This window comes from Pseudomonas sp. XS1P51 (genome assembly GCF_054897845.1).
This window is the reverse complement of the sequence record NZ_CM142707.1, coordinates 2,018,988-2,042,132: the sequence shown is the minus strand read 5'-3', so window position 1 is coordinate 2,042,132 and position 23,145 is coordinate 2,018,988. Positions and strand designations below refer to the sequence as shown.

Here is a 23,145-nt window from a genome sequence, read left to right as displayed (position 1 = left end):
GGATTTAACCTACGCCGCAGTTGTTCTAGGTAAGACGGCAATACCTGCTGATAACGCGGCGCTCATTACGAAATGCGGCGATGCAGTCTCCCAATGTCTGTCATGTGTGAATTGAAGCGTTCATCAAGTTTGCTTGGGTAGGCCATGCTTTTGGCTGCCCGAATTTCCTCTAATTGATCCTCGGCTGGGCTCTTAAAATGGCAACTACCCTCGGTGTGAAACTCGACGACCTGACTCGCGAACGGCTTAAGAATGCCGCCTCATCAATTGACCGGACGCCTCACTGGTTGATTAAACAGGCCATATTCAATTGCCTGGAGAAGCTCGAAGCTGGTGCCACGCTGGACGACCTGATCGGCACAGAGCAGCCAGCGGGGGATGATCACGCTGAGTTGCCTTTAGAAGCCGTGCATCAACCATTTTTAGATTTCGCTGAAAGCATCCACCCACAATCGGTACTCAGAGCTGCAATCACATCGGCCTACCGCCGACCCGAAAAAGAAGCGTTGCCAATGCTTTTGGAGCAAGCAAGGCTTCCTGTCGACATCGCTTCTGCCGCTAACAAACTTGCAGCCGAGATTGCTACCAAACTGCGCCATCAGAAGAACTCCAGTGGTCGGGCGGGCATCGTGCAGGGGCTGCTACAGGAGTTCTCACTTTCATCCCAGGAAGGTGTGGCACTCATGTGTCTCGCGGAAGCGCTTTTGCGGATTCCTGACAAGGGAACTCGAGATGCATTGATCCGCGACAAAGTCAGTAATGGCAATTGGCAGACGCATATCGGGAAAAGTGGTTCGGTTTTTGTAAACGCGGCGACCTGGGGTCTATTGCTGACCGGGAAACTTGTGGCCACCCACAGCGAAACAGGCATGTCCTCGACACTGAGCCGAATCATTGCCAAAGGGGGTGAACCGCTCATTCGTAAGGGCGTGGACATGGCCATGCGCCTGATGGGTGAACAGTTCGTCACTGGGGAAACGATTGCCCAGGCGTTGGCCAATGCCACGCGTTTCGAAGCAAAAGGTTTTCGTTACTCCTACGACATGTTGGGCGAGGCCGCCCTGACCGAGCACGACGCTCAAAGGTACCTCGCTTCCTACGTGCAGGCGATTCATGCAATCGGGAAGGCTTCACACGGTCGCGGCATTTACGAAGGCCCCGGGATATCGATCAAGCTGTCCGCCCTGCATCCCCGTTACAGCCGGGCTCAGTATGACCGGGTAATGGTGGAACTCTATCCACGCCTGCTTTCACTGACGTTACTTGCCAAGCAGTACGACATTGGATTGAACATCGATGCTGAAGAAGCTGATCGTCTTGAGCTGTCACTCGATTTACTGGAGCGTCTGTGCTTCGAACCGGAACTGACCGGTTGGAACGGTATAGGATTTGTCATCCAGGCTTATCAGAAACGTTGCCTTTACGTTATCGACTATGTAATCGATCTGGCTCGACGCAGTCGTCATCGTCTGATGATCCGGTTAGTAAAAGGCGCGTACTGGGACAGCGAAATCAAGCGTGCTCAGGTGGAGGGGCTTGAGGGTTATCCCGTCTATACTCGCAAGGTGTATACCGACGTGTCCTATATTGCTTGTGCTCGAAAGCTGCTGGCGGTCCCGGAAGCCATTTATCCGCAATTCGCTACTCACAACGCTCATACGTTGTCGGCCATTTACCAGTTGGCGGGCCAAAACTACTACCCAGGGCAGTACGAGTTTCAATGTCTTCACGGCATGGGTGAACCACTGTATGAACAGGTGGTGGGGAAGGTCTCGGACGGTAAGCTGAACAGGCCGTGCCGCGTTTACGCTCCAGTGGGAACACATGAAACCCTGCTGGCGTATCTCGTTCGACGTCTACTTGAAAATGGCGCAAACACATCTTTCGTCAGTCGCATCGCTGACCAGTCAATCACTATTCAGGAACTGGTCGCTGACCCCATCGTGAGTGTGGATGACATATCTCGACGTGAGGGTGGACACGGACTTCCCCATCCCAAAATCCCACTGCCTTGCGACTTATATGGTGCTGAACGTGCGAACTCCGCCGGCATCGATTTGGCGAATGAACATCGCCTTGCCTCGTTGTCATGCGCGCTCCTCGCCACTGCGAACACTCAATGGAGTGCGGCGCCGTTGCTTGGTGGGAGCGTTCAGCCCGGGGAACCGAAGAAAGTCTGTAATCCATCGGACCACCGAGACGTGGTAGGACAGCTTCAGCGTGCGAGCCTTGAGGATGTAGAGCTGGCACTTGTGCACGCCACCAGCGCGGCCCCTATCTGGCAGTCAACGCCGATCATCGAACGAGCCGAAATTCTGGATCGAGCGGCCGATGCGATGGAGGCTGAAATTCAGCCCTTGATTGGTTTACTTGTACGAGAAGCGGGCAAAACATTTGCCAATGCAATTGCTGAGGTTCGTGAGGCTGTCGACTTCCTTCGATACTACTCCGCGCAAGCGCGTAAGGATTTTACCAACGATGCACATCGTCCCTTGGGCCCCGTCGTTTGCATCAGTCCTTGGAATTTCCCGTTAGCTATCTTCACCGGCCAAGTCGCGGCCGCCTTGGCGGCGGGTAATCCAGTGTTGGCCAAACCCGCCGAACAGACGTCCCTGATCGCTGCCCAGGCTGTTCGCATCCTGCTTGAGAGCGGGATCCCAGCCGGTGTGCTGCAAATGCTACCTGGGCGCGGGAGTGTCATTGGTCCCAAGCTAGCGGGCGATGATCGGGTAAAAGGGGTGATGTTCACCGGTTCTACCGAGGTTGCTCGCGAGTTGCAAAAGAATATTGCCGGACGCCTTGATTCAGTTGGACGACCAGTCCCGTTGATCGCTGAAACAGGTGGGCAGAATGCGATGATTGTCGACTCATCAGCGTTGACCGAGCAGGTCGTGATTGATGTTGTAGCTTCTGCATTTGATAGCGCTGGTCAGCGGTGCTCGGCGCTTAGAGTCCTCTGTATCCAGGAAGACTCAGCGGATCGAGTTATTGAAATGCTCAAAGGCGTTATGGCCGAGTGCAGACAGGGAAATCCAGAGCAATTTCGAGTCGATATAGGCCCAGTGATTGATGCTGGCGCCAAGGCAAACATTGACCAACACATCGAAACGATGCGCGCCAAAGGCCGGTCGGTGTTCCAAGCTTCAATTATAGACAGTGAAGATGCCCGCAAAGGGACGTTCGTAACGCCAACCTTGATCGAATTGGAAAGTATCGATGAGCTGGAGCGAGAGATTTTTGGACCAGTGCTTCACGTTGTGCGTTACAGCCGTAAGAACTTGGATCAACTGATTCAGCACATCAACGACTCTGGGTATGGTCTGACGTTGGGCGTCCATACCCGAATCGACGAAACCATTGCCAAAGTCGTGGGGAATGTTAATGCAGGCAACGTCTACGTAAACCGAAACATCGTCGGTGCGGTTGTGGGAGTTCAACCCTTCGGGGGAGAGGGGCTTTCTGGTACCGGGCCCAAAGCAGGCGGACCGCTTTACATGTATCGCCTTCTTTCGACTCGGCCCGAGATGGCGATTCCTGAGTCCTTCGCAGAAGCCGACCGGAAAAACGCTCCCGAGCATGTTGTTCGGAGGAGCCTCCTTCTACCCCTGAAAGAATTGACGGAATGGGCCAAAGCAAGTGGCAATGACAGCCTGCTTTCACTGTGCGAAAAGTTTGAGCATGAATCACAGAGCGGCTTGACTCGTCTGCTGACAGGCCCGACCGGTGAGCGCAACACCTACACGATTTTGCCGCGTAACTGTGTGCTGTGTTTGGCCGAAACTGAGGCGGATTTATTGGCGCAATTGGCGGCTGTTCTGGCGGTAGGCAGCAAAGCGCTATGGGTTGAAAACGCCCTTACTTGCAGTCTGCTCAACAAGCTTCCTTCCAAGATCCAGAAATGGGTCACCACTGTCACGGATTGGACGACTGGGGGGGCGGAGTTTGACGCCGTGCTCCATCACGGGCATTCCGACCAGCTCCGCCAGGTTTGTGAACGAGTGTCAGTCCGCCCCGGCGCAATCATCAGCGTTCACGGCTTGTCTTCTGGAGAGCGAGATATACCGCTTGAAAGACTGGTCATCGAGCGTGCTGTCAGCGTGAACACTGCAGCAGCCGGTGGGAACGCAAGCTTGATGACCATTGGCTAAACGGCCGAACTCTACGCGAAATGGGTAGGTAGTGAAGGCGAACCGGCTCCCGAGCTGGTCGTCCCCGGTACCTACCGCTAGTTGTCAAACGCTGTTCGCCGCATGCTCCGCCGACCAAGTGGCATACCACTGGCGGAAGAGCGTGTACTGGCTCTCGGCATAACGGCGTTGCGCGTCGCTCAATGCATCGGTTTCATTGAAATGCAGCGAATATTCTATGTCGCCATTGAGTACCATGAGGTGCTTGTAAAAAAGCACCAGGTCAGTTCCCTCATCGAAAGATGAGAGTACTGCTAACGCCGCCTCCAGTTCCCCGGCGAGGTGGCGTGCCTTTGCGTTCCCCTGAGCTGCCTGCTTACTCAGTGCAACCAGTTGCAAAACCTCACGGGGTAGCGCATTGCCGACGCCGGTGATGGCGCCCGTTGCATTGCAATTGACGAAACCGTGGACGACCTGAGTATCGACTCCGACCATGAGGGTGACCTGATCATCCCTGGAGGTGATGTTCTCAGCGGCGTAGCGCAGGTCAGCGCCACCTCCGAACTCTTTGAAACCGATCAGGTTCGGATGTTTGTCGCGCAATTCAAAGAACAGGTCGGCGCGGGTGGCAAAGCCGTAATAAGGGCTGTTGTAGATGACCGCAGGCAGATCTGGCGCGGCGTCGAGCACGGCGGCGAAATGTGCCTTCTGCGCGGCAGCCGAAGCTCCCCGAGAGAGCACCCGAGGAATGACCATCAAACCCTGGGCACCGACTTTAGCAGCATGCGCTGCATGTGATACAGCTTCGCGAGTATTGACCGCACCGGTTCCCACTATGGTCGGAACTCCAGCAGAAGCGAGGCGCGCCACTCCTTCCTGACGCTGCGCTTCCGTGAGCAAGGGCCAGTCGCCCATAGAGCCGCAGTACACTACCGCACTCATGCCCACATCGATCAACTCTCGGCCTTTTTTGACCAAAGCATCGAAGTCTGGTTGGCGAGCAGGGGTGCAGGGGGTCATTAGCGCAGGGATACAACCGGTGAAGACATTATTGTTCATGGGAACTCCTGCATGCATACGTACGATTGAAAATATTCAGAGTGGGAGTTTGACTGGAGCCCGAGGCTGCCTCGAGACGCGCCGATGCTGTGACGGTCCTAATAACCGACGTGTACAGAATGGCACTCCACGAAATGCATGCGCTTGATGACTTTCATCATTAATGATGACGAAACCGGCATAGTCTGCCGCCGGTATCCAAGAACGATTGAACCATTCACTCGTAGATTGGCGCGCTAACACGCTAATTCGCCTGATCGGCCTGTGTGCGATCTAGCGGATCGTGTGCCTGATTGCAAGTGTCTGCTTCTGGCCGATGCTGCCACTCCTGACCGTCAGCTTTGGATTTCTGCCTGCAGCCACCGGCAGCAATGCCCAGCTCTCCGATCATGGTTACGAAGCATGCCGTCAATATCCGATGCAACCGGTGGCCAGATCGAATGCAAACGCATCGTATCTGCACGGCAGTTAGAGGGAGCTTCATGGAGTGAAGCTACCAATCGCCAGAAGGTGGCGTATGAGGCGTGGGCTACTTTTCTTAACGCACCAAAAATTGATCCGATACCTATTTTGGATGGTCGGGCGGCAGGTAGCTACGGACCATTGGCAGACTGAGGATTTTCTACTAATTAAGTAGTCAAGGATGCCTAGGTGACCACTCTCGACCTATAGCGGGAATTTTAGAGTCGGGCAGATAGCGTCTTTGAAGGTGTGAACCTAGGTGGTGCGACCGAACCTTTTGCAAATGGCATCCAAGTCATCCCTCCCGAATCCGAGCGATAAGTAGCATTAGATTTGCCCCAGTGAACGAGCCCCATGAAAGACAGGACACCGTTTCCCCCTTACGATAAGGGATAGGCAAACGGTTATGTTTATGACTAACAGCAGCGATAAGAGTGGGGAGCTTTTGGGCCAGGAGCGTCGGCGCCGCTGGAGCCCAGAGCAAAAACTGGCCATGGTTCGCGAGAGCCTTGAGCCCGGGCAAAGCGTTTCGGTGGTCGCTCGACGCAACGGCATCAATGCCAACCAGCTGTTCCTATGGCGCAAGTTATATCAGGACGGCAGTCTGTCGGCGGTCAGTGCCGGTGAAGCCGTTGTGCCCGCCTCGGAGCTGAGCGATGCGCTCAAGCAGATCCGTGAACTGCAACGGATGCTCGGCAAGAAGACGATGGAAGCGGAAATCCTCAAAGAGGCGGTAGAGATCGCCCGGTCGCGAAAATGGATTGCGCACTCACCCTTGTTGCCGGGGGACGACCAGTGAAACTGGTCAGCGAATGTCTCGGTGTGGCGCGCTCGCAATTAACGGTTCGAATCAAGCAATCGGTATCGCTCAAAGTACGACGCCGCAGGCCTGTGGACGATGCTGATCTGGTGGTTGAAATCCAGCAACAGATCAGCGAACTGCCCAGCTATGGCTACCGTCGGGTCTGGGGATTGCTGCGTCGTGCACGTGAAAAGCGGTCGCTGCCCGCGATCAACGTGAAGCGGGTTTACCGGGTGATGCGTGACCACAACCTTTTGCTTGAGCGCCGGATCAAACAGCCCGGCGTGCCGCGTCGGCACGAAGGCCGTATTGCCGTGGAAACCAGTGATACGCGTTGGTGCTCGGACGGCTTTGAGTTCCGCTGTGAGGACGGCGCCAAACTGAGCGTGACCTTTGCCCTGGATTGCTGTGACCGCGAAGCCATCGGCTGGGTCGCGAGCCCGACCGGGTACAGTGGCGATGATATCCGCGACTTGATGCTGGAAAGCGTGGAGAAGCGTTTTGGTGATCAACTGCCCGCCACGCCAGTTCAATGGCTAAGCGACAACGGCTCGGCGTACACCGCCGAACAGACACGCCTGTTTGCTCGACAGATCGGCTTGCAGCCGGTGACCACCCCGGTACGCAGCCCGCAGAGCAACGGCATGGCCGAGAGCTTCGTGAAGACAATCAAGCGTGACTACGTGGCACACATGCCCAAGCCGGATCGAGAAACGGCGCTGCACAATCTGGCAATTGCCTTCGAGCATTACAACGAGCAGCATCCGCACAGCGCTTTGAAATATCGGTCGCCGCGAGAATTTAGGCGCGTGGCAGCAGCATCAATTTAACGGGGAGTTGGTGTCCGGTTTGGTAGGGGCAAGTCCACAGAGCAGAAGGGGGTCAGCGCTGTAAGCGTCCGGCCAAGTCACCTTCCGAACTCCAGCATTAAGGGGGGCAGACATAGTAAGTGGACACCATCGCCCTAAGCGTCTGTACGGAGCCTCAGTAGCCATGATCGCGCTTGATCAAGCCTTGCATGGGTTCGCCGGCCTGATGGCGCCTGATATTGGCCAGCAACCCTGGGAAGGCGCTTTGCGGTGCGGTCATTGCGCCAATGTGCGGGGTCAGCCAGATCTGTGGGTGCTGCCAGAACCGGTGATCCGGCGATGGCGGTTCTTCGTTGAGCACGTCGAGAATGGCGTGGCTCAGTTGCCCGCACGCCAGTGCTTGAAGCAGATCCTCTTCCTTGAGATGACCGCCCCGACCCAGGTTGATCAGGTTGGCGCCCTTTGGCAGCGCGGCCAGCGTTCTCGCGTTCAACAGGCCGCGGGTGTCGTCGGTCAGGGGCAGCAGGCAGATCAGGATGTCGCACTGGTTGAGAAAGGGCTCGAGCTGGTCGTCGCCGGCATGGCATTGCACGCCGTCGATGGTCTTTTGCGAGCGCGCCCAGCCATGCAACTGGAAGTTGAACGCACGCAGGCTCTGCAGCACCGCAACACCCAGGTTGCCCAGGCCCATGACGCCGATGCGACGTTGCGCTGCCGGGGTCAGGAGGTGGTCTTGCCAGCGCCCGGCCTGTTGTTGATGCAGGTACAGCGGGATCTGTCGATGCAGGCTCAACACGGCGAAGCAGGCGTACTCGACGATGCCTTGGGCGATGCCGGGGTCAAGCATGCGGACGACCTTGATGTGCTCTGGCAGCTCGCCGAGGTCGAATTGATCGACGCCCGCCGAAGTGGCGAAGATCACTTCGAGATTCGGGAAACGTTCATGCAGCTGCCGTGGCGGTTGCCAGGCGGCGAAGTAGCGTACGTCTAGCGGGTCGCCGATGTCCGGCCAGAAGCGCACGTCGATGTCCGGCGCGTGTTTTTCGAACAGTGATTTCCAAGCGCAGCCACGGGCGTCGTCGACTTTAAACAGCAGGGTCATGGTGTCTCTCGCAAGCGCTGGAAAGGTGTTCACACAATGCCAAAGTCACGCGCAATCTCCCGTATCACGGGTCGTGAACGGAAGATTGCGCGTTATTTGCCGGCTCAGACCGCAGCGGCGATGGCCTTGCCCAGGGCTTCGGTGTTGCCCTTGCCGCCGATGTCGGCGGTCAATGGGGCGTTCTCCGGCCCCATCGCCAGCACCGTTTCGATGGCGGCCAGCACCGCCGCGCCCGCCTGCGGGTGGCCCAGGTGTTCGAGCATCATCGCGCCGCACCAGATCTGTCCGATCGGGTTGGCGATGCCTTTGCCCGCGATGTCCGGCGCCGAACCGTGCACGGGCTCGAACAGGCTCGGGAAGTTGCGCTCCGGGTTGATGTTGGCTGACGGCGCAATACCGATGGTGCCGGTGCAGGCGGGGCCGAGATCGGACAGGATGTCACCGAACAGGTTGCTGGCGACCACCACGTCGAACCAGTCCGGATGCAGGACGAAGTTCGCGGTGAGGATGTCGATGTGGTACTTGTCGACCTTCACCTCAGGGAATTTCTTGCCCATCTCGACGACGCGCTCATCCCAGTACGGCATGGTGATCGCGATGCCGTTTGATTTGGTGGCGGAGGTGAGGTGTTTCTTCGGGCGGCTCTGGGCCAGGTCGTAGGCGAACTTGAGAATGCGGTCGACGCCGACGCGGGTCATGACGGTCTCCTGCAACACGATTTCCCGCTCGGTGCCCGGGAACATCTTGCCGCCGATGCTGGAATATTCGCCTTCGGTGTTTTCCCGCACGACCCAGAAGTCGATGTCGCCGGGCTTGCGATTGGCCAGGGGAGCCTTGACGCCCGGCATCAGGCGGCAAGGGCGCAGGTTGACGTACTGGTCGAACTCGCGACGGAACTGCAGCAGCGAATCCCACAGGGAAATGTGATCAGGCACGACATCCGGCCAGCCCACCGCACCGAAGTAGATCGCGTCGTAGTCCTTGAGAAGGTCGAACCAGTCGTCGGGCATCATTTTGCCGTGGGCCAGGTAGTAATCGGCGCTGGCGAAATCGAACCAGTCCCATTGCAGTTCCAGGTCGTGTTTGGCCGCCACGGCGTCGAGCACGCGCACGCCTTCTGGCATGACTTCCTTGCCGATGCCGTCGCCGGGGATCACTGCAATCTTGTACTGGGCTTTGCTCATGGATTCGACTCCTGGGATTGATGTGGACTGATTGCCAGTGTATTCAGTAGCCCTGTATTAATAATTAGTCTTGAGCGAAAGCCATTCTTAGTTTTAAGGAAAGAATCCATGGCGATGATCGATGACTTGAGTTTCTTCCAGCAGGTGGCGACACGCGGCAGTCTCACCGAAGTGGCGCGGCACCTCGGCCTGTCGTTGCCAGCGGTGAGCAAACGCCTGAGCCAGCTTGAAGCGCGTCTGGGGGTGCAGTTGCTGCAGCGCACCACTCGACGACTGTCGCTGACACCGGAAGGGACCTTGTACCTGGAAGGAGGGCGGCCGATCCTGCGGCAACTGGAAGAGCTGGAGAGTGCGCTCAACAGCCGGCAGCCGACGTTGCAGGGACGATTGCGGATCAATGGCACCCTAGGTTTCGGCCGGCAACACCTGGCACCGGTGGTCTCCAGCTTCGCCCGATTGCACCCGGAGCTGGAGCTTTCCCTGGAGTTGTCCAGCCAGCCTTCGAGCCTGCTGGATGACCAGTTCGACATGAGCGTGTGCATGGGCGAGCCACCCGATTCGCGCCTGATCGCTGTGCGCCTGCTGGAAAATCCGCGCATTCTTTGCGCTTCCCAGAAATACCTTGAAGCTATGCCTGAGCTGGCAGGGGTGGCGGATCTGGTCCGGCATAACTGCATCGTGCTTCGTCAGTTCGGCAGTGATTACGCGATCTGGCGTTTCAGCAAGGATGGCCAGGATTACTCGCACAAGGTCAGCGGCACGCTGTCGAGCAACGATGGAGAAGTCGCGTTACGCCTGGCCATGGACGGGCATGGGCTGATCCTGCGTTCTCGCTGGAATGTTCAGGAGCACCTTGAAAGCGGGCGCCTGCGGGGGGTGCTCAGCGATTACCAGGCGCCCAGGGCCGATATCTTCGTGGTCTATCAGCATCGCCGGCATATTCCGCAACGCATCTCGGTGTTCGCCCGCTACCTCGGGCAGGAGCTGGCCAGACGCTTGCCGTTCGCGGCGCTCAAGTAGGCGAGTGGCCCGGGCGAACAAGGGCAGGTGCTTGGGAAGATCGACATAATCTTAAGTTATGACATCCTTGACTATTCGTGCATTGCCCCCTGGTGTCATGCTCTTGTAACGTCGAAATGTCCCGCTCGGTCGAACAATAAAATCAAACCTGAGCAAAGCACGCTGGTGCAGGGTGTTCAGTCGAGGTTTTAACGCTGCCGAATTAATCTACGTCCAGGATGATTTGCCATGAAAACCTTGTCTGTTGCTCAAGCGTTCGGTTCCGTCATTTCCCTGTTGAGTCTTTCGGTGGCGTGCGCGATGCCCGCCATGGCCGACGAAATCACCTTTGTTTCCCAAGGCGGCGCTTACCAGGAGGCCCAGACCAAGGCCATCCTCGATCCGGCGGCGAAGCTTTTGAACATCACCATCAAGCAGGACAGCGCGCCCGATGCCTGGCCGATGGTCAAGGCCCAGGGCGAAGCGAAAAAACCGATCTGGGATGTGATCGATACACCACCCTCCAATTGCTTGCGCGGTGGCAAGGAAGGGCTTATCGAACCGTTGGACCTGAGCAAGCTGCCGAACGTGCAGAGCATGCCGGCGGCCTATCGCACGCCGTACTCGGTGGCTTACGAGTTCTATTCGTCGGTCATTGGCTACAACAAGAAAAACCTGAAGAAAGTGCCGCAGACCTGGGCCGAGTTCTGGGACGTGAAGAACTTCCCCGGTGTGCGTGCCTTGCGTAACGATCCGATGAGCACCTTGGAAGCGGCGCTGCTGTCCGACGGTGTGCCTCGCGACAAGCTGTACCCGCTGGATGTCGACCGTGCCTACAAGCGTCTCGAGCAGATCAAGCCGAACATCGCCGTGTGGTGGACCTCGGGTGGTCAGTCGGCGCAATTGCTCGCCGATGGCGAAGTCGACATGCTGATGATCTGGAACGGTCGCGCCAGCGCCGTGCAAAAGAGCAATCCGGACGTGGCCTTCACCTATAACGACGGCCTGCTGCAAAACACCCAGCTGTGCATCCTGAAAAATGCCCCCAACTATGTGGCGGCCGTGAAGTTCCTCAACGAAGCGGTATCGCCTGAACTGCAAGCCAATCTGCCGCTCTACATCGACTACGGTCCAGGTAACCCGGCGGCGTTTGGCACGGGAAAAATCACTGCCGAGCGCGCCAAGGAGCTGCCAAGCTCGCCGGATAACGCGGCCAGGCAAGCGCTGATGTCGGAAGAGTGGTGGGCCTCCGCCGAGGGGATTGCCGCGAAGGATCGCTGGCTCAAGTTCGTTCAGTAAGGTGCCGGCATGATCGACTATTTGATTCTGGGGGGTGGGTCGGCCGGGTGCGCGCTGGCCGCCCGGCTCTCGGAGGACCCCGACAAACAGGTGTGCCTGATCGAGGCGGGGCGCGATATTTCCCTGCACACGATGCCCCCCGCGATACGTAGCCGGTACCCCGGGCGGGCCTATCTGGATGTCAGCAATATCTGGCAGCGCCTGACCGCGTTGATGGGCCAGCGCGCCAGCACCACGCGGCGCTATGAGCAAGCGCGGATCCTCGGTGGAGGCTCGGCGATCAACGCCTTGATGACCAACCGTGGCGCGCCAGCCGACTATGACGAATGGCAGGCGCTGGGGGCCGAAGGCTGGAACTGGCAAACCTGCCTGCCGTACTTTCGCAAGCTGGAGAACGACACCGACTTTTGCGGGCCGCAGGACCAGGCGCTGCATGGCAGCGACGGCCCGGTCAGGATCCGGCGTACGCCCTCGGAGCGCCTTTCGCCTTTCGTCAAAGGTGTGATGAAGGTCCTCGGCGGACGCGGCCTCGAGCACAAGGCCGATCAGAACGGGCCCTGGGAGGAGGGCGTGTTCGTCGGCGCCATTGGCGTCAGCGAGCAGGGTGAGCGAATCCCGACATCGGTGTGTTACCTGACCGATGAAGTGCGCAAACGCAAGAACCTGACCCTGCGCACCCGCTGCGTGGTGGATCGGGTGTTGATCGAGGCCGGTCGTGCGACGGGCGCCAGGATCATCGACAGCCATGGGGTCGTCGAGTCCTTGAGGGCGCGTGAGGTCATCGTCAGTGCCGGTGCGATCCACAGTCCCGCCGTGTTGCTGCGCAGCGGGATCGGTCCGGCGGACGACCTCGCCTCGCTCGGCATTGCGTCGGTGGCGGACCGCCCAGGGGTGGGCGCCAACCTGATGGAGCATCCTTCGATTGCGGTGTCTGCGCTGCTCAACCGCGAAGGCCGCACGGCGTTTCCCGAGGAGCACCATGAACAGGCCATCGTGCGTTTCTCCTCCGGGCTGGCCGACACGGTGCCGTGTGACATGCACGGCGCAATCCTTTCCCGATCCGGCTGGCATTCGATCGGTTATCGATTGGGCACGATCTTTTTCTGGGTCAACAAGTCCTACTCCCGGGGGCGTCTGCGCCTGGCATCCAGCGATCCCCATGACGAACCGCACGTGTGTTTCGACATGCTGGGCGATGTGCGGGACCTTGAGCGTCTGAAGCAGGCGTTGCGCTTCGGCGCCAGCTTTGAACCGAGAGTGCAGCGTGGTGTTTCCATCGAGCTACTCACCACGGGTGGCCAGGGTCGCGATGCCGGGCAGGATCAATGCGCTGCAACGCGGCGCCCTGAGCTGGCTGCTGGATATCGCCGGGCCGTTGCGGGGCTTGCTGATTCATGGCTTGGTCACCCAGGGTGTCACCCTGAAAAGCTGCTCGCCGACGACAAGGCCCTGACCGAGTTCATACAGCGCAATGTCGGTGGCACCTGGCATCCGTCGGGCACCTGTCGCATGGGACGCGCCGATGATCCACTGGCGGTCACCACCGGTGACGGCCGGGTGATCGGTGTGGAAGGGTTGCGTGTGTGTGATGCCTCGCTGATGCCTTCGATTCCCTGCGCCAACACTAACGTCCCCACCCTGATGATCACCGAGCGGATGGCCGATCTGATCAAGGCTGAGGCGAAGGCGGCAGGCTGTGAGGCCAAGGTGTCGGCTCGACTGTAGCAACCGCCTGGTCGGCGAGTCTGTCAGGACGGGGGCATCAAGCCCCCCCAACCGACAATCCCCTTCACTTCCAGAAAGGCCTCCAGCCCCCATTCGGCGTATTCGCGGCCATTGCCCGATTGCTTGTAGCCACCAAACGGCGCGCCGGAATCCCAATTCGGATAATTGATGTAGACGCTGCCGGCACGCATTTGCAAGGCAACGCCTCGGGCTCGCGCCTGATCCGCCGATTGAACGTAGGCCGCCAGGCCAAACACGCTGTCGTTGGCCATGCTGACCGCTTGTGCTTCATCGTCGTAGGCCTGGATGACCAGCACCGGTCCGAAGATTTCCTCTCGGGCGATGGTCATGTCCTGAGTGACCCCGGCGAAGATCGTCGGCTGCACATAGTAACCCTGGGGCAGGTGATCGGGCCGACCCGGCCCGCCACACACCAGTTGTGCGCCTTCGTCGATGCCGATGGTAATCATCCGCTGGATGCTGTCGTACTGACGCTCACTGATCACCGGTCCCATGGTTGTGGCGGCTGCATCGGGCGCGCCGACGATGTGTTTTTGTGCTGCGCGGCGGGCAATGTCCACGGCCTGGTCGTGCAGCGCGGCGGGCACCAGCATGCGCGTCGGCGCATTGCAGGACTGCCCGCTATTGCCAAAGCAACTGTCGACACCGCTGGTCACTGCCGCTTGCAGGTCGACATCGTCGAGCAAAATGTTGGCCGATTTGCCGCCGAGTTCCTGATGCACACGCTTGACCGTCGGCGCGGCTAGGCGCGCGATTTTCGTACCCGCACGGGTCGAACCGGTGAACGAAACCATGTCCACTTGCGGATGGGCGGACAGGGCGGCACCGACCGTCGGTCCATCGCCGTTGATCAGGTTGAAAACGCCTGCGGGTACGCCGGCCTCGTGCATGACCTCGGCAAACAACAAGGCATTGATCGGCGCGATTTCGCTCGGTTTGAGGACCATGGTGCAACCGGCGGCCAGGGCCGGCGCGACCTTGCAGACGATCTGGTTGATCGGCCAGTTCCAGGGCGTGATCAGCGCCACCACGCCCACGGGTTCATGGGCAATCAATGTGGTGCCACGGGATTTCTGGAACTCGAACGTGTCGAGGGTGCGCAGCAACTGCTCCAGGTGACGCTTGCCGATCCCGGCTTGCCAGGCGTGGGACAAGGCTTTCGGCGCGCCGACTTCCTGGACGATGGCCTCGGCGATTTCGTCGTAGCGCGCCATGAAGACATCCAGAATCCGTTGCAACAAGAGTTTGCGTTGCGCGGGTGATGTGCTTGAGAACGCTGGAAAGGCGCGCCGGGCGGCCATGACGGCGGCCTCGACATCGTTCAGGTCACCCATGGCGATTTCGCAGAATGCCTGCTCGGTGGCGGGGTTGATCACGGGCAGGCGATCGAAGCTGTGAGGCTCCACCCAGCGGCCATCGATGTAAAACTTCAGGTTGTTTTTCATAGCAAGGAAGGGTCTCGTGAGGGGAGGAGTGCCGCGCCGAATATCCGTGGTCGCCTTACGCAGCCGCTCACCAGAATAGGCGGGGAATTTTGTTCGGGACAATTTACTAATAGTTGTGCCAGGCATAAACTCAGGTCATGTCTAATCTTCGTCGCAAGGTCCCCAGCTCCAGCTCGTTATTCGTCTTCGAAGCGGCCGCTCGATGTGGCAGCTTCACCCGGGCGGCGGATGAACTGTGCGTCAGCCAGCCGGCCGTGAGTCGCATGTTGTCGCGTCTGGAGGAACACCTCGGCGTGCAGCTTTTCGAGCGTGTTCGTGGCGGTGCGAGGCTGACGGAAAGCGGCAGCATTTTGTACCGCCGCGTACAGGAAGGCTTCAGTACCATCGAGTCGGCCATCAGTGAAATCGAGGCACGGACGACGGGGATCGAGACCGTGACGCTGTCGGTGTCCACGGCGTTCACCACCCACTGGCTGATGCCGCGCATGAGTCGTTTCAGCCAGCGATTCCCCACCGTCGACATGCGCTATCAATTGATGTCCGGCAGGATCGGCGGCCCTCTGGTGGACGTCGACCTGGGCATGCGTTACCTCGAAGCAGGCAGCCTGAAAGCCACGGATACGCTGGTTATTCCGGAAATTACCCTGCCGGTGTGCAATGCCCAGTACCTGGCCGATGTCGTTCAGGGCAAGGGTAAAAAACAGGTGCCGACGCTGATAAGCATGGACAATCAGGATCGTGGCTGGGCCGCCGCTTTCGAGACACCGGGGCGTGCCGACAATGCGCTGGTGTTCTCCGATTATGCCGTGGTGGTACAGGCCGCCTTGTTGGGTCAGGGCATGGCGCTGGGGTGGTTGAATGTGGTGTCGAACTCCTTGTGCAAGGGTGAACTGGTGCCAGCGACGGACGCCTTTCGGGTTAATTCCCGGCGTTGCTGCCTCGTGGTTCCGGCCAACCGCCCGGTACGTTCGATCGTGGAAAGCGTGCGTGACTGGATCATCGAAGAGATGCGCGAGGACATGCTCAGGATCGACGCGCTTTACCCTCATCTGGGGTTGCTCGCGACCCTGGAATCGACCCATTGAGCACAGGTGCGGCACGTCGAGTAAAAAAACAGTAGGTTATGCCTCTGGGGTAGGGCAAAACAGAATATTTCGCGAGAAGGCGGGCAGATAATGGGCCTGTCCAGTCAGTTTCACCCTTACGACTTTTCTTGCGGAGCGCCCTATGTCTTTCAAGCAGTTCAAAGCCCTGACGTTTGACGTTGTCGGTACCCTGATCGATTTCGAAGCCGGAATCCTGGCCCATGTACGCGAAGTCGCGGGTGACGCGGGCAAGGCTCGCAGCGACGACGAGATTCTCAAAGCCTATCGCGAGGCCCGCGCCTCCACCGACTCGGGCTGGTGGCCGGATGACCTGGAGCGTTGCTACCACGTCATAGCTTCCAAGCTGGGGCTGCTGGACAACGACGACTACGCCAAAGGCCTGGCGCAGGCGGTGAAGAACTTCCCGGCGTTCCCTGATTCGGTCGAAGCACTCAAGCGCCTGCGCAAGCACTTCAAGCTGGTGGCCACCACCAACTCGCAGATCTGGGCCCTGAACTACATGGCCGAAACCCTCGACCAACCGTTCGACGTACGGGTCACCGTTGACGATGTGCGCTTCGAGAAACCTGATCCGCAGTTCTTTGCCTACACCCGGGGTGTGCTGGCGACCCAGGGCATTCTGTTCGAGAACATCCTGCACGTTGCCCAGAGCCAGTATCACGACATCGGCGTGGCCATGCGCCTGGGTTATCAGACCTGCTGGATCGAGCGTCGTTTTGCCCAGAAAGGCACCGGCGTCACCCTGGAATCGGAACGCACCGAGCCGCATTACCACTTCACCTCGCTGGCGCAACTGGCTGACGCGGTCGAGAAAGAGTTGGGTTGATCCCCTCGGCGCTCGGGCCCTGGCCGCGAGCGCCAATCCCTATTGAGTCGAGAGGCTGGCATGACTGTTCAGAGCTTATGGGCGGCCACCGCCCAGCCGGCACCCGCGCTGCAATCCCTGGAAGGCGAGCGACAGTGCGACGTGGTGATCATCGGTGCGGGTTACACCGGCCTCTCGGCAGCCCATCACATCGCCCGCAGTGGTCGCGAGCCCCTCATCGTCGAGGCCAATACCCTGGCCTGGGGCGCCAGCGGACGTAATGGTGGTGTAGTGTCGCCGAAGTTTCGGGTGGGCTTTCCTGCGCTGATGTCGCGCTTTGGCCGCGACACGGCGTTGCAGATGTACCACACCGGTTATGCCGCGGTGGACAGCCTGGTGGAGATGGTCGAAACCCTTAGCCTGACCGGTGCCGAGCTGCACCTGGGCGGGCATATCGCCGCGGCGCACAACGTCCACGCGCTGGGTGCGCTGGAATCCACTGCGGACTGGATCAAGCGTGAAACCGGTGGTACGTCATCACGGATGATCTCGGCCGAGCAGGTGCGGGAAATGACCGGCTCGACGATCTTCGCTGGCGGCCTGCTGACCCCCAAGGCCGGCGGTATCCACCCTTTGAATTACGCGCGCGGCATGGCTCGCCACCTGGTCGATCATGGAGTGAAAATCTTCATCAACAGCCCGGCCGAGCAGGTCCGTCGCGAAGGTGATCGCGTCATCGTGCAGACGCCGCAAGGGCGGGTCAGTGCCCGGCAAGTGATCTACGCCACCAACGGTTATTCCGACCAGACCCGAGCCACCGATACGTTGCATCGACGGTTGATTCCGTTCCGTAGCGCGATCATCGCCACGCAGCCCCTGCCACCGAATATCCTCGCCGAGATCATGCCGGGAGGGCAGGTGTGTGGCGACACCAAGCGTATGTTGCGCTGGTTCCGCGTCATCGGCGATCGCTTGATTTTTGGTGGGCGGGGCGCGTTCGGCAAAGGCGATTCACAAGGCGCGTTCGACGCTTTGCAGCGCAGCATGGGTGATGTTTTCCCGATCCTGCGCGACCAGCCCATCGCCTATCGCTGGTCGGGCCTGGTGGCAATGACCCTGGATTACCTGCCCCATGCCGGGCAGCTCGATGAGCGCAGCTACTACGCCATTGGCTACAACGGTGGCGGGGTCGCCATGTCGACCTGGATGGGCAAGCAACTGGCCGCCATGACGGCGGGCGAGAAGGTCGAGCTCGGCTTGCTCGCGGGCGAGTATTTCAACCCCATTCCTCTGCATGCCTTCCGGGCGCCGGGCGTTCGCCTGGCGGCGGGCTGGCAGCAATTTCTAGATATCATCGGCCGATGAGCGAGCGTTAAGCGTATGCCACCGATTCTGCATTACTCCCAACCCCACACTGATCGTCAATTGCCCTGCGCAGCGTTCGCCCTGCAGGGCGATCCGCTGGCGGCCGGGCGTGTCATCAACTTCCACGACCCCGTGCAGGGCTATGCCGCAGGCAGCAGTGTCAGCACGGGGGCGAACCTGCTGATCGAGGCGTTTCCCTGGGTTGAACTGGGTGTGGTTGAAGCCGGAGAACTGCGTTTGCAGGGTGAGGGTTTCGACCTGCAACTGACGGCGGGGGATTGCTTCGTCATGCCCCGTGGAGTCCGTGTGCGCTGGCAACATCACGGGCAATTGCGCCGGCTGTTCATGGCGTTTCCGGGGCTTTCAGCCTCCACGCAAATGCCCAGCCTTCCCATCAGGATCGATCTGTCCCAGCCGCTTGCGCCGGCGAGCCCGCCGGCAGCCAATGTGCTGTTGACCGCGACGCCCAAGGCCTGGAGTGAAACCCTGTTCAGCGCCGGTAGCCTGCGCATCGGGCTGTGGCAATGCGAGGCGTACGCTCGCAAGCAGGTCGAGCCGGGTTACAGCGAGCTGATGTTTATCCTCGAAGGCTCGGTGACGCTGCAGGCTGAACAGGGCGACAGCCATCATGTGCGGGCGGGGGAGACGGTGATCGTGCCTAAGGGCGCCACCAATACGTGGGTCAGCGAAGAGACTGTGCGCAAGGTGTTCTGCATCCTGTCGTAAGTCGGGGAGGGGCGCTGCCGGGTCAACCAGACCTGCAGCCGCGCGGTGTGCCGGTGATAGCGATCCTGTGATCGCCATCCACGGCAAGCCGAACGGCTGCAGGTTTTGTTTTAGACCGCGCGAACCAGGCTGCGCAGTGGTACGGTGCTCTTGACCACCGGCGATTTGATCACGATGTAGCTGAAGTACTTCTCGATGCCGATGTTCTTGTCGAGGATCGATTCCATCAGCTCCTGATAGTGCTGAATGCTGCTGCACAGGAAGCGCACCAGGTAGTCGTAGCCGCCGCTGATCAAATGACACTCCAGTACCTCATCGATATTGCGGATGCTCGATTCGAATTTCACGAAGTCGGAACGCTTGTGGTCCGAGAGGGTGACTTCGGTGAAGACGGTCACCGAATTGGCAAACTTGGCCAGATTGACGTGTGCTTCGTAGCCGCTGATGTAGCCAGCGGACTCCAGTCGTTTGACGCGTTGCAGGCAAGGGCTGGGGGACAGACCGACAGTTTCGGCGAGGCTGACGTTGGTCATTCGTCCGTCTTTCTGCAGTTGGACCAGGATGTTGATGTCGATACGATCGAGCTTCGTTACAGCGTCCATAGTTCAGTCCTCGCAATGTCAAATTTGGGCCGTGACCGTCAGGCGTGCAGTGCCTTTTGATGCGCATGTGTGAGGTCGGCAAGGCTGGCGTACTCGCAGCGCTTGCCGTCCATTGCCTGTGGCGAATGATTCCAGGGCTGGCTATGACTGCGTCGCAACGTGCACACCGGAAAATCCACCCGTTGGTTCCATGGGTCATCCGTTTCGGTGCTGCGCACCGGTAACAGTTCCGATCGCTCCAGGCCCAAGCGGCGCAACGCGGTCTCCAGACTCGTGTGCCAGTCGTCGCTGCTGGGTTCGATGATTGCATCGAACTCCACCGGCAGGCGGCTGGTCAACGAATGCACGTCGATGCCGTGGGGTGGGGCAATTAGTATCAAACGGTAGAACTTACTCAGGTACTGCAAGGCACCTGGGGCGTCTTCGAATATTGGCCATTGAGCAGATGAGCTACTGAAAGCAACGCTCTCATCCCAGTCAGGGGTAATATGCAATTGATGAGCCAGACGTTGATAAAGCTGGCCGTGGAAGGCTGCCGGACTGACGTCAGATCCACTAGTGGTCAGCTCATCTGCCATTCGTCGGTAGGCGCTCAGCAACTGCTCGTCACTGGTGGTGACATCGCTTTGCACCGCCAGCGGTCGAAGGCCATCCAGAATGCCCCGTTCCCGATCAACTACTGTTCCAAAGGAAAAACCCAATGCCTTGTACTGGGTGACTCTCATGATTCGCTCCTGAGTGACGCTTGTCGGTTCAGTCATGATTCAGCCCAATACCCGATGCTGCGTCAGCAGATCGGGTTCGGTATTACGTCGAATACGGGCCAGTATCAGCAGGCCGCAGCCAACGCTTTTTCCAGCATCTGCAAGGCTTCTGCCACTTGCTCGGGCGTGGTCACCAGTGGTGCGAGAAAACGCACCACGTTGCGGTGTACGCCGCACTTGATTACCAGCAGGCCAGCGTTACGCGCTTCGTCGATCACTTTCTGCGCCAAGGTCGCATCCGGGCTTCTCTTGCTGTCGACGGCGACCATCTCGATGGCTTGCATGAAGCCCAGACCGCGAACGTCACCGATGCGCGGGTAACGTTTTTGTAGGGCTAGCAAGCCTTCTCGCAGCTGTGTGGACAGTTTCTCGCCCTGACTCAACAGATCCTGCTCTTCGAACAGGTCCATCACCGCAAGCGCAGCGGCACAAGCGACTGCGTTACCGCCATAAGTACCGCCCAGACCGCCAGGGGTTGGCGCGTCCATGATCTCGGCACGACCTACCACGCCCGAAAGCGGCATGCCGCCTGCCAGGCTCTTGGCGACGGTGACCAGATCCGGTTTGATACCGGCGTGCTGGAAGCCGAACATCGTGCCGGTGCGCCCAAAGCCGGCCTGGATTTCATCGAGAATCAGCACGATGCCGTGGTGGGTGCAGCGCTCGCGCAGGGCTTGTAGAAACTCCTTGGGCGCAGCGAGAAACCCCCCATCGCCTTGCACCGGTTCGATGATAATGGCCGCGACACGATCAGGCGCAACGTCGGTGGCGAATAGTTCGTCCAGCTCGGCCAACGCGTCGTCACTGCTGATGCCGCGATAGGCATTTGGGTAGGTGGCGTGATAAATCTCGGCCGGGAACGGACCGAAGTTCTGTTTGTACGGTTGACTCATACCGGTCAGGGTCACGCCGAGCAAGGTCCGGCCATGGAAGCCGCCGCGAAAGGAAATCACCGCAGTGCGGTTGGTGTGACCTCGAGCGATCTTGATTGCGTTCTCCACCGCTTCGGCGCCGGAGGTGAACAGCACGCTTTTGTAGTGCTCGTCGCCGCCAATCATTTTGTTTAGGCGTGCAGCGACCTGAATGTAGTTCTCGTAGGCCACAACTTGAAAGCTGGCATGGGAGATTTCACCGACCTGACGACGGACGGCTTCGACTACGCGAGGATGATTGTGGCCGACATTGAGTACGCCGATACCTCCGACGAAATCCAGGTAACGCTTGCCGTCCACGTCCCACAATTGCGCACCTTCAGCTCGTGCCGCGACGACTGGATGAGCAGTGGCAATACCGCGAGGAACGTGTTGATCGCGCAGGGCCAGAAGGCGTTGGTTTTCAGTCAGTGCAGAACTCATCTCGATCTCCATAAACGCCGGGGTTGGCGGGTGATGTGATCAGGATAAGGATTGGCTGGAACCACAAGCACTGAAGTTGGGCGGGCTAGCGCTGTGATCGACTGTTTTGAGGAGGCGTGACGAAATATTCGACTGCGGGTTTTTGGCGCTATTCGGGATTCCAGAAGCAAGATTGCCCACGACCTGCAATGTGCCATCTACGAAGTTCGCAACAGATGTATCGCGGTCGTGGACAAGTGCCTGCCTACCGTTTTTCAGGCGTTGGCCCGAGGCACGACGATGGTGTCTTCCGGATGCAGACGCATGAGCATCGGCGAACCGATCGGTGGCAGGCTCAGGTTGCCTTCATGGTGGCTTGGCTGGCGCAGGCTGACGGTCGGACCGCCTTCCAGATCGACAAACACCTTGAGGCTTTCGCCTTGGAACACGATGTCCGAAACGCGTCCGCGCAGGCGGTTCCACTCCGGGCCTGAGGTCTCATTGTCGAGCAGCAACTTTTCCGATTGCAGAGCCAGGAACACGTCTCCCGATGGTGGTACCGGCCGTGTCGTGCGCAGAGGGATAGTGCCCAGCATCAGGCCGTTATTGCTGCTGCGCTGCAGCGGCACCAGGGTGCTTTCGCCGATGAAGCTAGCGACGAAATCGTCGGACGGATGATCGTGCAGGCGGCGAGGTGTATCGACCTGAACCAACTGGCCACCGCGCATGATCGCGATGCGATCGCTCATGGTCAGCGCTTCACGCTGGTCATGGGTCACGTAGATCATCGTGGCACCCAGACGCTTGTGTAAGGCTCGCAGCTCGATCTGCATGGTTTCTCGCAGCTGTTTGTCGAGTGCCGAAAGAGGTTCATCCATCAGAATCAACTTCGGTTCGAAGACAATTGCCCGGGCCAGTGCGACCCGTTGCCGCTGGCCTCCGGAGAGCGCCGCGATGGAGCGATTTTCATAACCGGTCAGCTCGACCGTGGCCAGAGCCTGCTTGACCCTGTCACGGCTCTTGGCTGCGTTTTCGCCTCGGGCGCGCAACGGAAAGGCCACGTTCTCACCAACGGTCATGTGCGGGAACAACGCGTAGTTCTGGAACACTACGCCGATTTCCCGCTTGTGCGGCGGCATGAGGGTTACATCTCGCTCACCGAACAAAATGCTGCCGGAGCTGACCCGAATGAACCCGCCCAGAATGCTCAGCAAGGTGGTCTTGCCCGAGCCGGAAGGGCCGAGTAGAGACATGAATTCCCCCGCTTCGACCTTGAGGTCCACGTTGTTCAAAGCTTTGAGGCTGCCGTACTGCTTGCAAACCTGATTAACGCTGACTGATTCAAAACCTTCAGTGAAATTCATGAAGCTCCTCCTTTGCAGAACGGGGGATTGCCCGAAGTGTCTGCT

General features: G+C 59.2%; 17 protein-coding genes. 9 read left to right on the top strand and 8 right to left on the bottom strand.

What is annotated here, in order from left to right; all coding sequences use genetic code 11:
* The first annotated feature begins 197 nt into the window (after positions 1-197).
* A complete protein-coding gene (gene putA, locus ACYZUD_RS09360) occupies positions 198-4,148 on the top strand; it encodes a trifunctional transcriptional regulator/proline dehydrogenase/L-glutamate gamma-semialdehyde dehydrogenase (RefSeq protein ID WP_462023723.1) in 3,951 nt (1,316 codons plus the stop codon).
* An 84-nt stretch (positions 4,149-4,232) separates the two neighbouring features.
* Here putA and ACYZUD_RS09355 read toward each other — a convergent pair whose 3' ends face one another.
* The gene (locus ACYZUD_RS09355; RefSeq protein ID WP_462023722.1) at positions 4,233-5,186 is read right to left on the bottom strand and encodes a dihydrodipicolinate synthase family protein; all 954 of its coding nucleotides are present in this window, start codon (positions 5,184-5,186) and stop codon (positions 4,233-4,235) included.
* A gap of 874 nt (positions 5,187-6,060) precedes the next feature.
* Between ACYZUD_RS09355 and ACYZUD_RS09350 the strand changes: the two genes are divergently transcribed.
* Positions 6,061-7,280 (top strand): IS3 family transposase gene (locus tag ACYZUD_RS09350; protein WP_462023721.1). Its coding sequence is split into 2 segments (ribosomal slippage): positions 6,061-6,406 and positions 6,406-7,280, totalling 1,221 coding nucleotides; the frame shifts between segments, so codons are not numbered across the junction.
* 154 nt (positions 7,281-7,434) lie between these two features.
* Here ACYZUD_RS09350 and ACYZUD_RS09345 read toward each other — a convergent pair.
* Together ACYZUD_RS09345 and ACYZUD_RS09340 are read right to left on the bottom strand one after the other, a co-directional pair.
* A complete protein-coding gene (locus ACYZUD_RS09345) occupies positions 7,435-8,361 on the bottom strand; it encodes a 2-hydroxyacid dehydrogenase (RefSeq protein ID WP_462023720.1) in 927 nt (308 codons plus the stop codon).
* 104 nt (positions 8,362-8,465) lie between these two features.
* The gene (locus ACYZUD_RS09340) at positions 8,466-9,545 is read right to left on the bottom strand and encodes a tartrate dehydrogenase (protein WP_462023719.1); all 1,080 of its coding nucleotides are present in this window, start codon (positions 9,543-9,545) and stop codon (positions 8,466-8,468) included.
* A 108-nt stretch (positions 9,546-9,653) separates the two neighbouring features.
* On the opposite strand from ACYZUD_RS09340, the gene ACYZUD_RS09335 reads away from it, so the two are divergent.
* From ACYZUD_RS09335 to ACYZUD_RS09325, 3 genes are all read left to right on the top strand, one after another.
* A complete protein-coding gene (locus tag ACYZUD_RS09335) occupies positions 9,654-10,565 on the top strand; it encodes a LysR family transcriptional regulator (protein ID WP_462023718.1) in 912 nt (303 codons plus the stop codon).
* Positions 10,566-10,793: 228 nt separating this feature from the next.
* Positions 10,794-11,843 carry an ABC transporter substrate-binding protein gene (locus ACYZUD_RS09330; RefSeq protein WP_462023717.1) on the top strand — a complete coding sequence of 350 codons (1,050 nt, stop codon included), beginning with the start codon at positions 10,794-10,796 and terminating at the stop codon, positions 11,841-11,843.
* 9 nt (positions 11,844-11,852) lie between these two features.
* Entirely contained in the window at positions 11,853-13,568 is a 1,716-nt protein-coding gene (locus ACYZUD_RS09325) for a GMC family oxidoreductase (protein ID WP_462023716.1), read from the top strand.
* 23 nt (positions 13,569-13,591) lie between these two features.
* Here the strand turns inward: ACYZUD_RS09325 and ACYZUD_RS09320 are convergent, their stop codons facing one another.
* Entirely contained in the window at positions 13,592-15,034 is a 1,443-nt protein-coding gene (locus ACYZUD_RS09320; RefSeq protein ID WP_462023715.1) for an aldehyde dehydrogenase family protein, read from the bottom strand.
* A gap of 137 nt (positions 15,035-15,171) precedes the next feature.
* Here ACYZUD_RS09320 and ACYZUD_RS09315 point away from each other — a divergent pair, with 137 nt between their 5' ends.
* The 4 genes from ACYZUD_RS09315 (at position 15,172) to ACYZUD_RS09300 (ending at position 19,036) form a co-directional block, all read left to right on the top strand.
* On the top strand, positions 15,172-16,119 hold the full coding sequence (locus tag ACYZUD_RS09315; protein WP_462023714.1) for a LysR family transcriptional regulator: 948 nt from the start codon (positions 15,172-15,174) through the stop codon (positions 16,117-16,119).
* Between the two features lie 142 nt (positions 16,120-16,261).
* Entirely contained in the window at positions 16,262-16,966 is a 705-nt protein-coding gene (locus ACYZUD_RS09310) for an HAD-IA family hydrolase (protein WP_462023713.1), read from the top strand.
* Between the two features lie 60 nt (positions 16,967-17,026).
* Entirely contained in the window at positions 17,027-18,310 is a 1,284-nt protein-coding gene (locus tag ACYZUD_RS09305; protein WP_462023712.1) for an NAD(P)/FAD-dependent oxidoreductase, read from the top strand.
* Positions 18,311-18,325: 15 nt separating this feature from the next.
* Positions 18,326-19,036 carry a cupin domain-containing protein gene (locus tag ACYZUD_RS09300; protein WP_462023711.1) on the top strand — a complete coding sequence of 237 codons (711 nt, stop codon included), beginning with the start codon at positions 18,326-18,328 and terminating at the stop codon, positions 19,034-19,036.
* Positions 19,037-19,146: 110 nt separating this feature from the next.
* On the opposite strand, the gene ACYZUD_RS09295 is transcribed toward ACYZUD_RS09300, so the two are convergent.
* From ACYZUD_RS09295 to ACYZUD_RS09280, 4 genes are all read right to left on the bottom strand, one after another.
* Positions 19,147-19,638 carry an Lrp/AsnC family transcriptional regulator gene (locus ACYZUD_RS09295; protein ID WP_462023710.1) on the bottom strand — a complete coding sequence of 164 codons (492 nt, stop codon included), beginning with the start codon at positions 19,636-19,638 and terminating at the stop codon, positions 19,147-19,149.
* A 38-nt stretch (positions 19,639-19,676) separates the two neighbouring features.
* Positions 19,677-20,363 (bottom strand): HAD family hydrolase, encoded by a 687-nt coding sequence (locus tag ACYZUD_RS09290; protein ID WP_462023709.1) that lies wholly within the window; start codon positions 20,361-20,363, stop codon positions 19,677-19,679.
* Positions 20,364-20,467: 104 nt separating this feature from the next.
* On the bottom strand, positions 20,468-21,757 hold the full coding sequence (gene gabT, locus ACYZUD_RS09285) for a 4-aminobutyrate--2-oxoglutarate transaminase (RefSeq protein WP_462023708.1): 1,290 nt from the start codon (positions 21,755-21,757) through the stop codon (positions 20,468-20,470).
* A 254-nt stretch (positions 21,758-22,011) separates the two neighbouring features.
* On the bottom strand, positions 22,012-23,100 hold the full coding sequence (locus ACYZUD_RS09280; protein ID WP_462023707.1) for an ABC transporter ATP-binding protein: 1,089 nt from the start codon (positions 23,098-23,100) through the stop codon (positions 22,012-22,014).
* Between the last annotated feature and the right edge of the window lie 45 nt (positions 23,101-23,145).

Coding starts and splice junctions, on each gene's coding strand:
- putA (WP_462023723.1), top strand. CDS start 198: ATGGCAACTACCCTCGGTGTGAAACTCGACGACCTGACTCGCGAACGG.
- ACYZUD_RS09345 (WP_462023720.1), bottom strand. CDS start 8,361: ATGACCCTGCTGTTTAAAGTCGACGACGCCCGTGGCTGCGCTTGGAAA.
- ACYZUD_RS09300 (WP_462023711.1), top strand. CDS start 18,326: ATGCCACCGATTCTGCATTACTCCCAACCCCACACTGATCGTCAATTG.
- ACYZUD_RS09290 (WP_462023709.1), bottom strand. CDS start 20,363: ATGAGAGTCACCCAGTACAAGGCATTGGGTTTTTCCTTTGGAACAGTA.
- ACYZUD_RS09310 (WP_462023713.1), top strand. CDS start 16,262: ATGTCTTTCAAGCAGTTCAAAGCCCTGACGTTTGACGTTGTCGGTACC.
- ACYZUD_RS09295 (WP_462023710.1), bottom strand. CDS start 19,638: ATGGACGCTGTAACGAAGCTCGATCGTATCGACATCAACATCCTGGTC.
- ACYZUD_RS09280 (WP_462023707.1), bottom strand. CDS start 23,100: ATGAATTTCACTGAAGGTTTTGAATCAGTCAGCGTTAATCAGGTTTGC.
- ACYZUD_RS09305 (WP_462023712.1), top strand. CDS start 17,027: ATGACTGTTCAGAGCTTATGGGCGGCCACCGCCCAGCCGGCACCCGCG.
- ACYZUD_RS09315 (WP_462023714.1), top strand. CDS start 15,172: ATGTCTAATCTTCGTCGCAAGGTCCCCAGCTCCAGCTCGTTATTCGTC.
- ACYZUD_RS09355 (WP_462023722.1), bottom strand. CDS start 5,186: ATGAACAATAATGTCTTCACCGGTTGTATCCCTGCGCTAATGACCCCC.
- ACYZUD_RS09320 (WP_462023715.1), bottom strand. CDS start 15,034: ATGAAAAACAACCTGAAGTTTTACATCGATGGCCGCTGGGTGGAGCCT.
- ACYZUD_RS09325 (WP_462023716.1), top strand. CDS start 11,853: ATGATCGACTATTTGATTCTGGGGGGTGGGTCGGCCGGGTGCGCGCTG.
- ACYZUD_RS09340 (WP_462023719.1), bottom strand. CDS start 9,545: ATGAGCAAAGCCCAGTACAAGATTGCAGTGATCCCCGGCGACGGCATC.
- ACYZUD_RS09335 (WP_462023718.1), top strand. CDS start 9,654: ATGGCGATGATCGATGACTTGAGTTTCTTCCAGCAGGTGGCGACACGC.
- ACYZUD_RS09330 (WP_462023717.1), top strand. CDS start 10,794: ATGAAAACCTTGTCTGTTGCTCAAGCGTTCGGTTCCGTCATTTCCCTG.
- gabT (WP_462023708.1), bottom strand. CDS start 21,757: ATGAGTTCTGCACTGACTGAAAACCAACGCCTTCTGGCCCTGCGCGAT.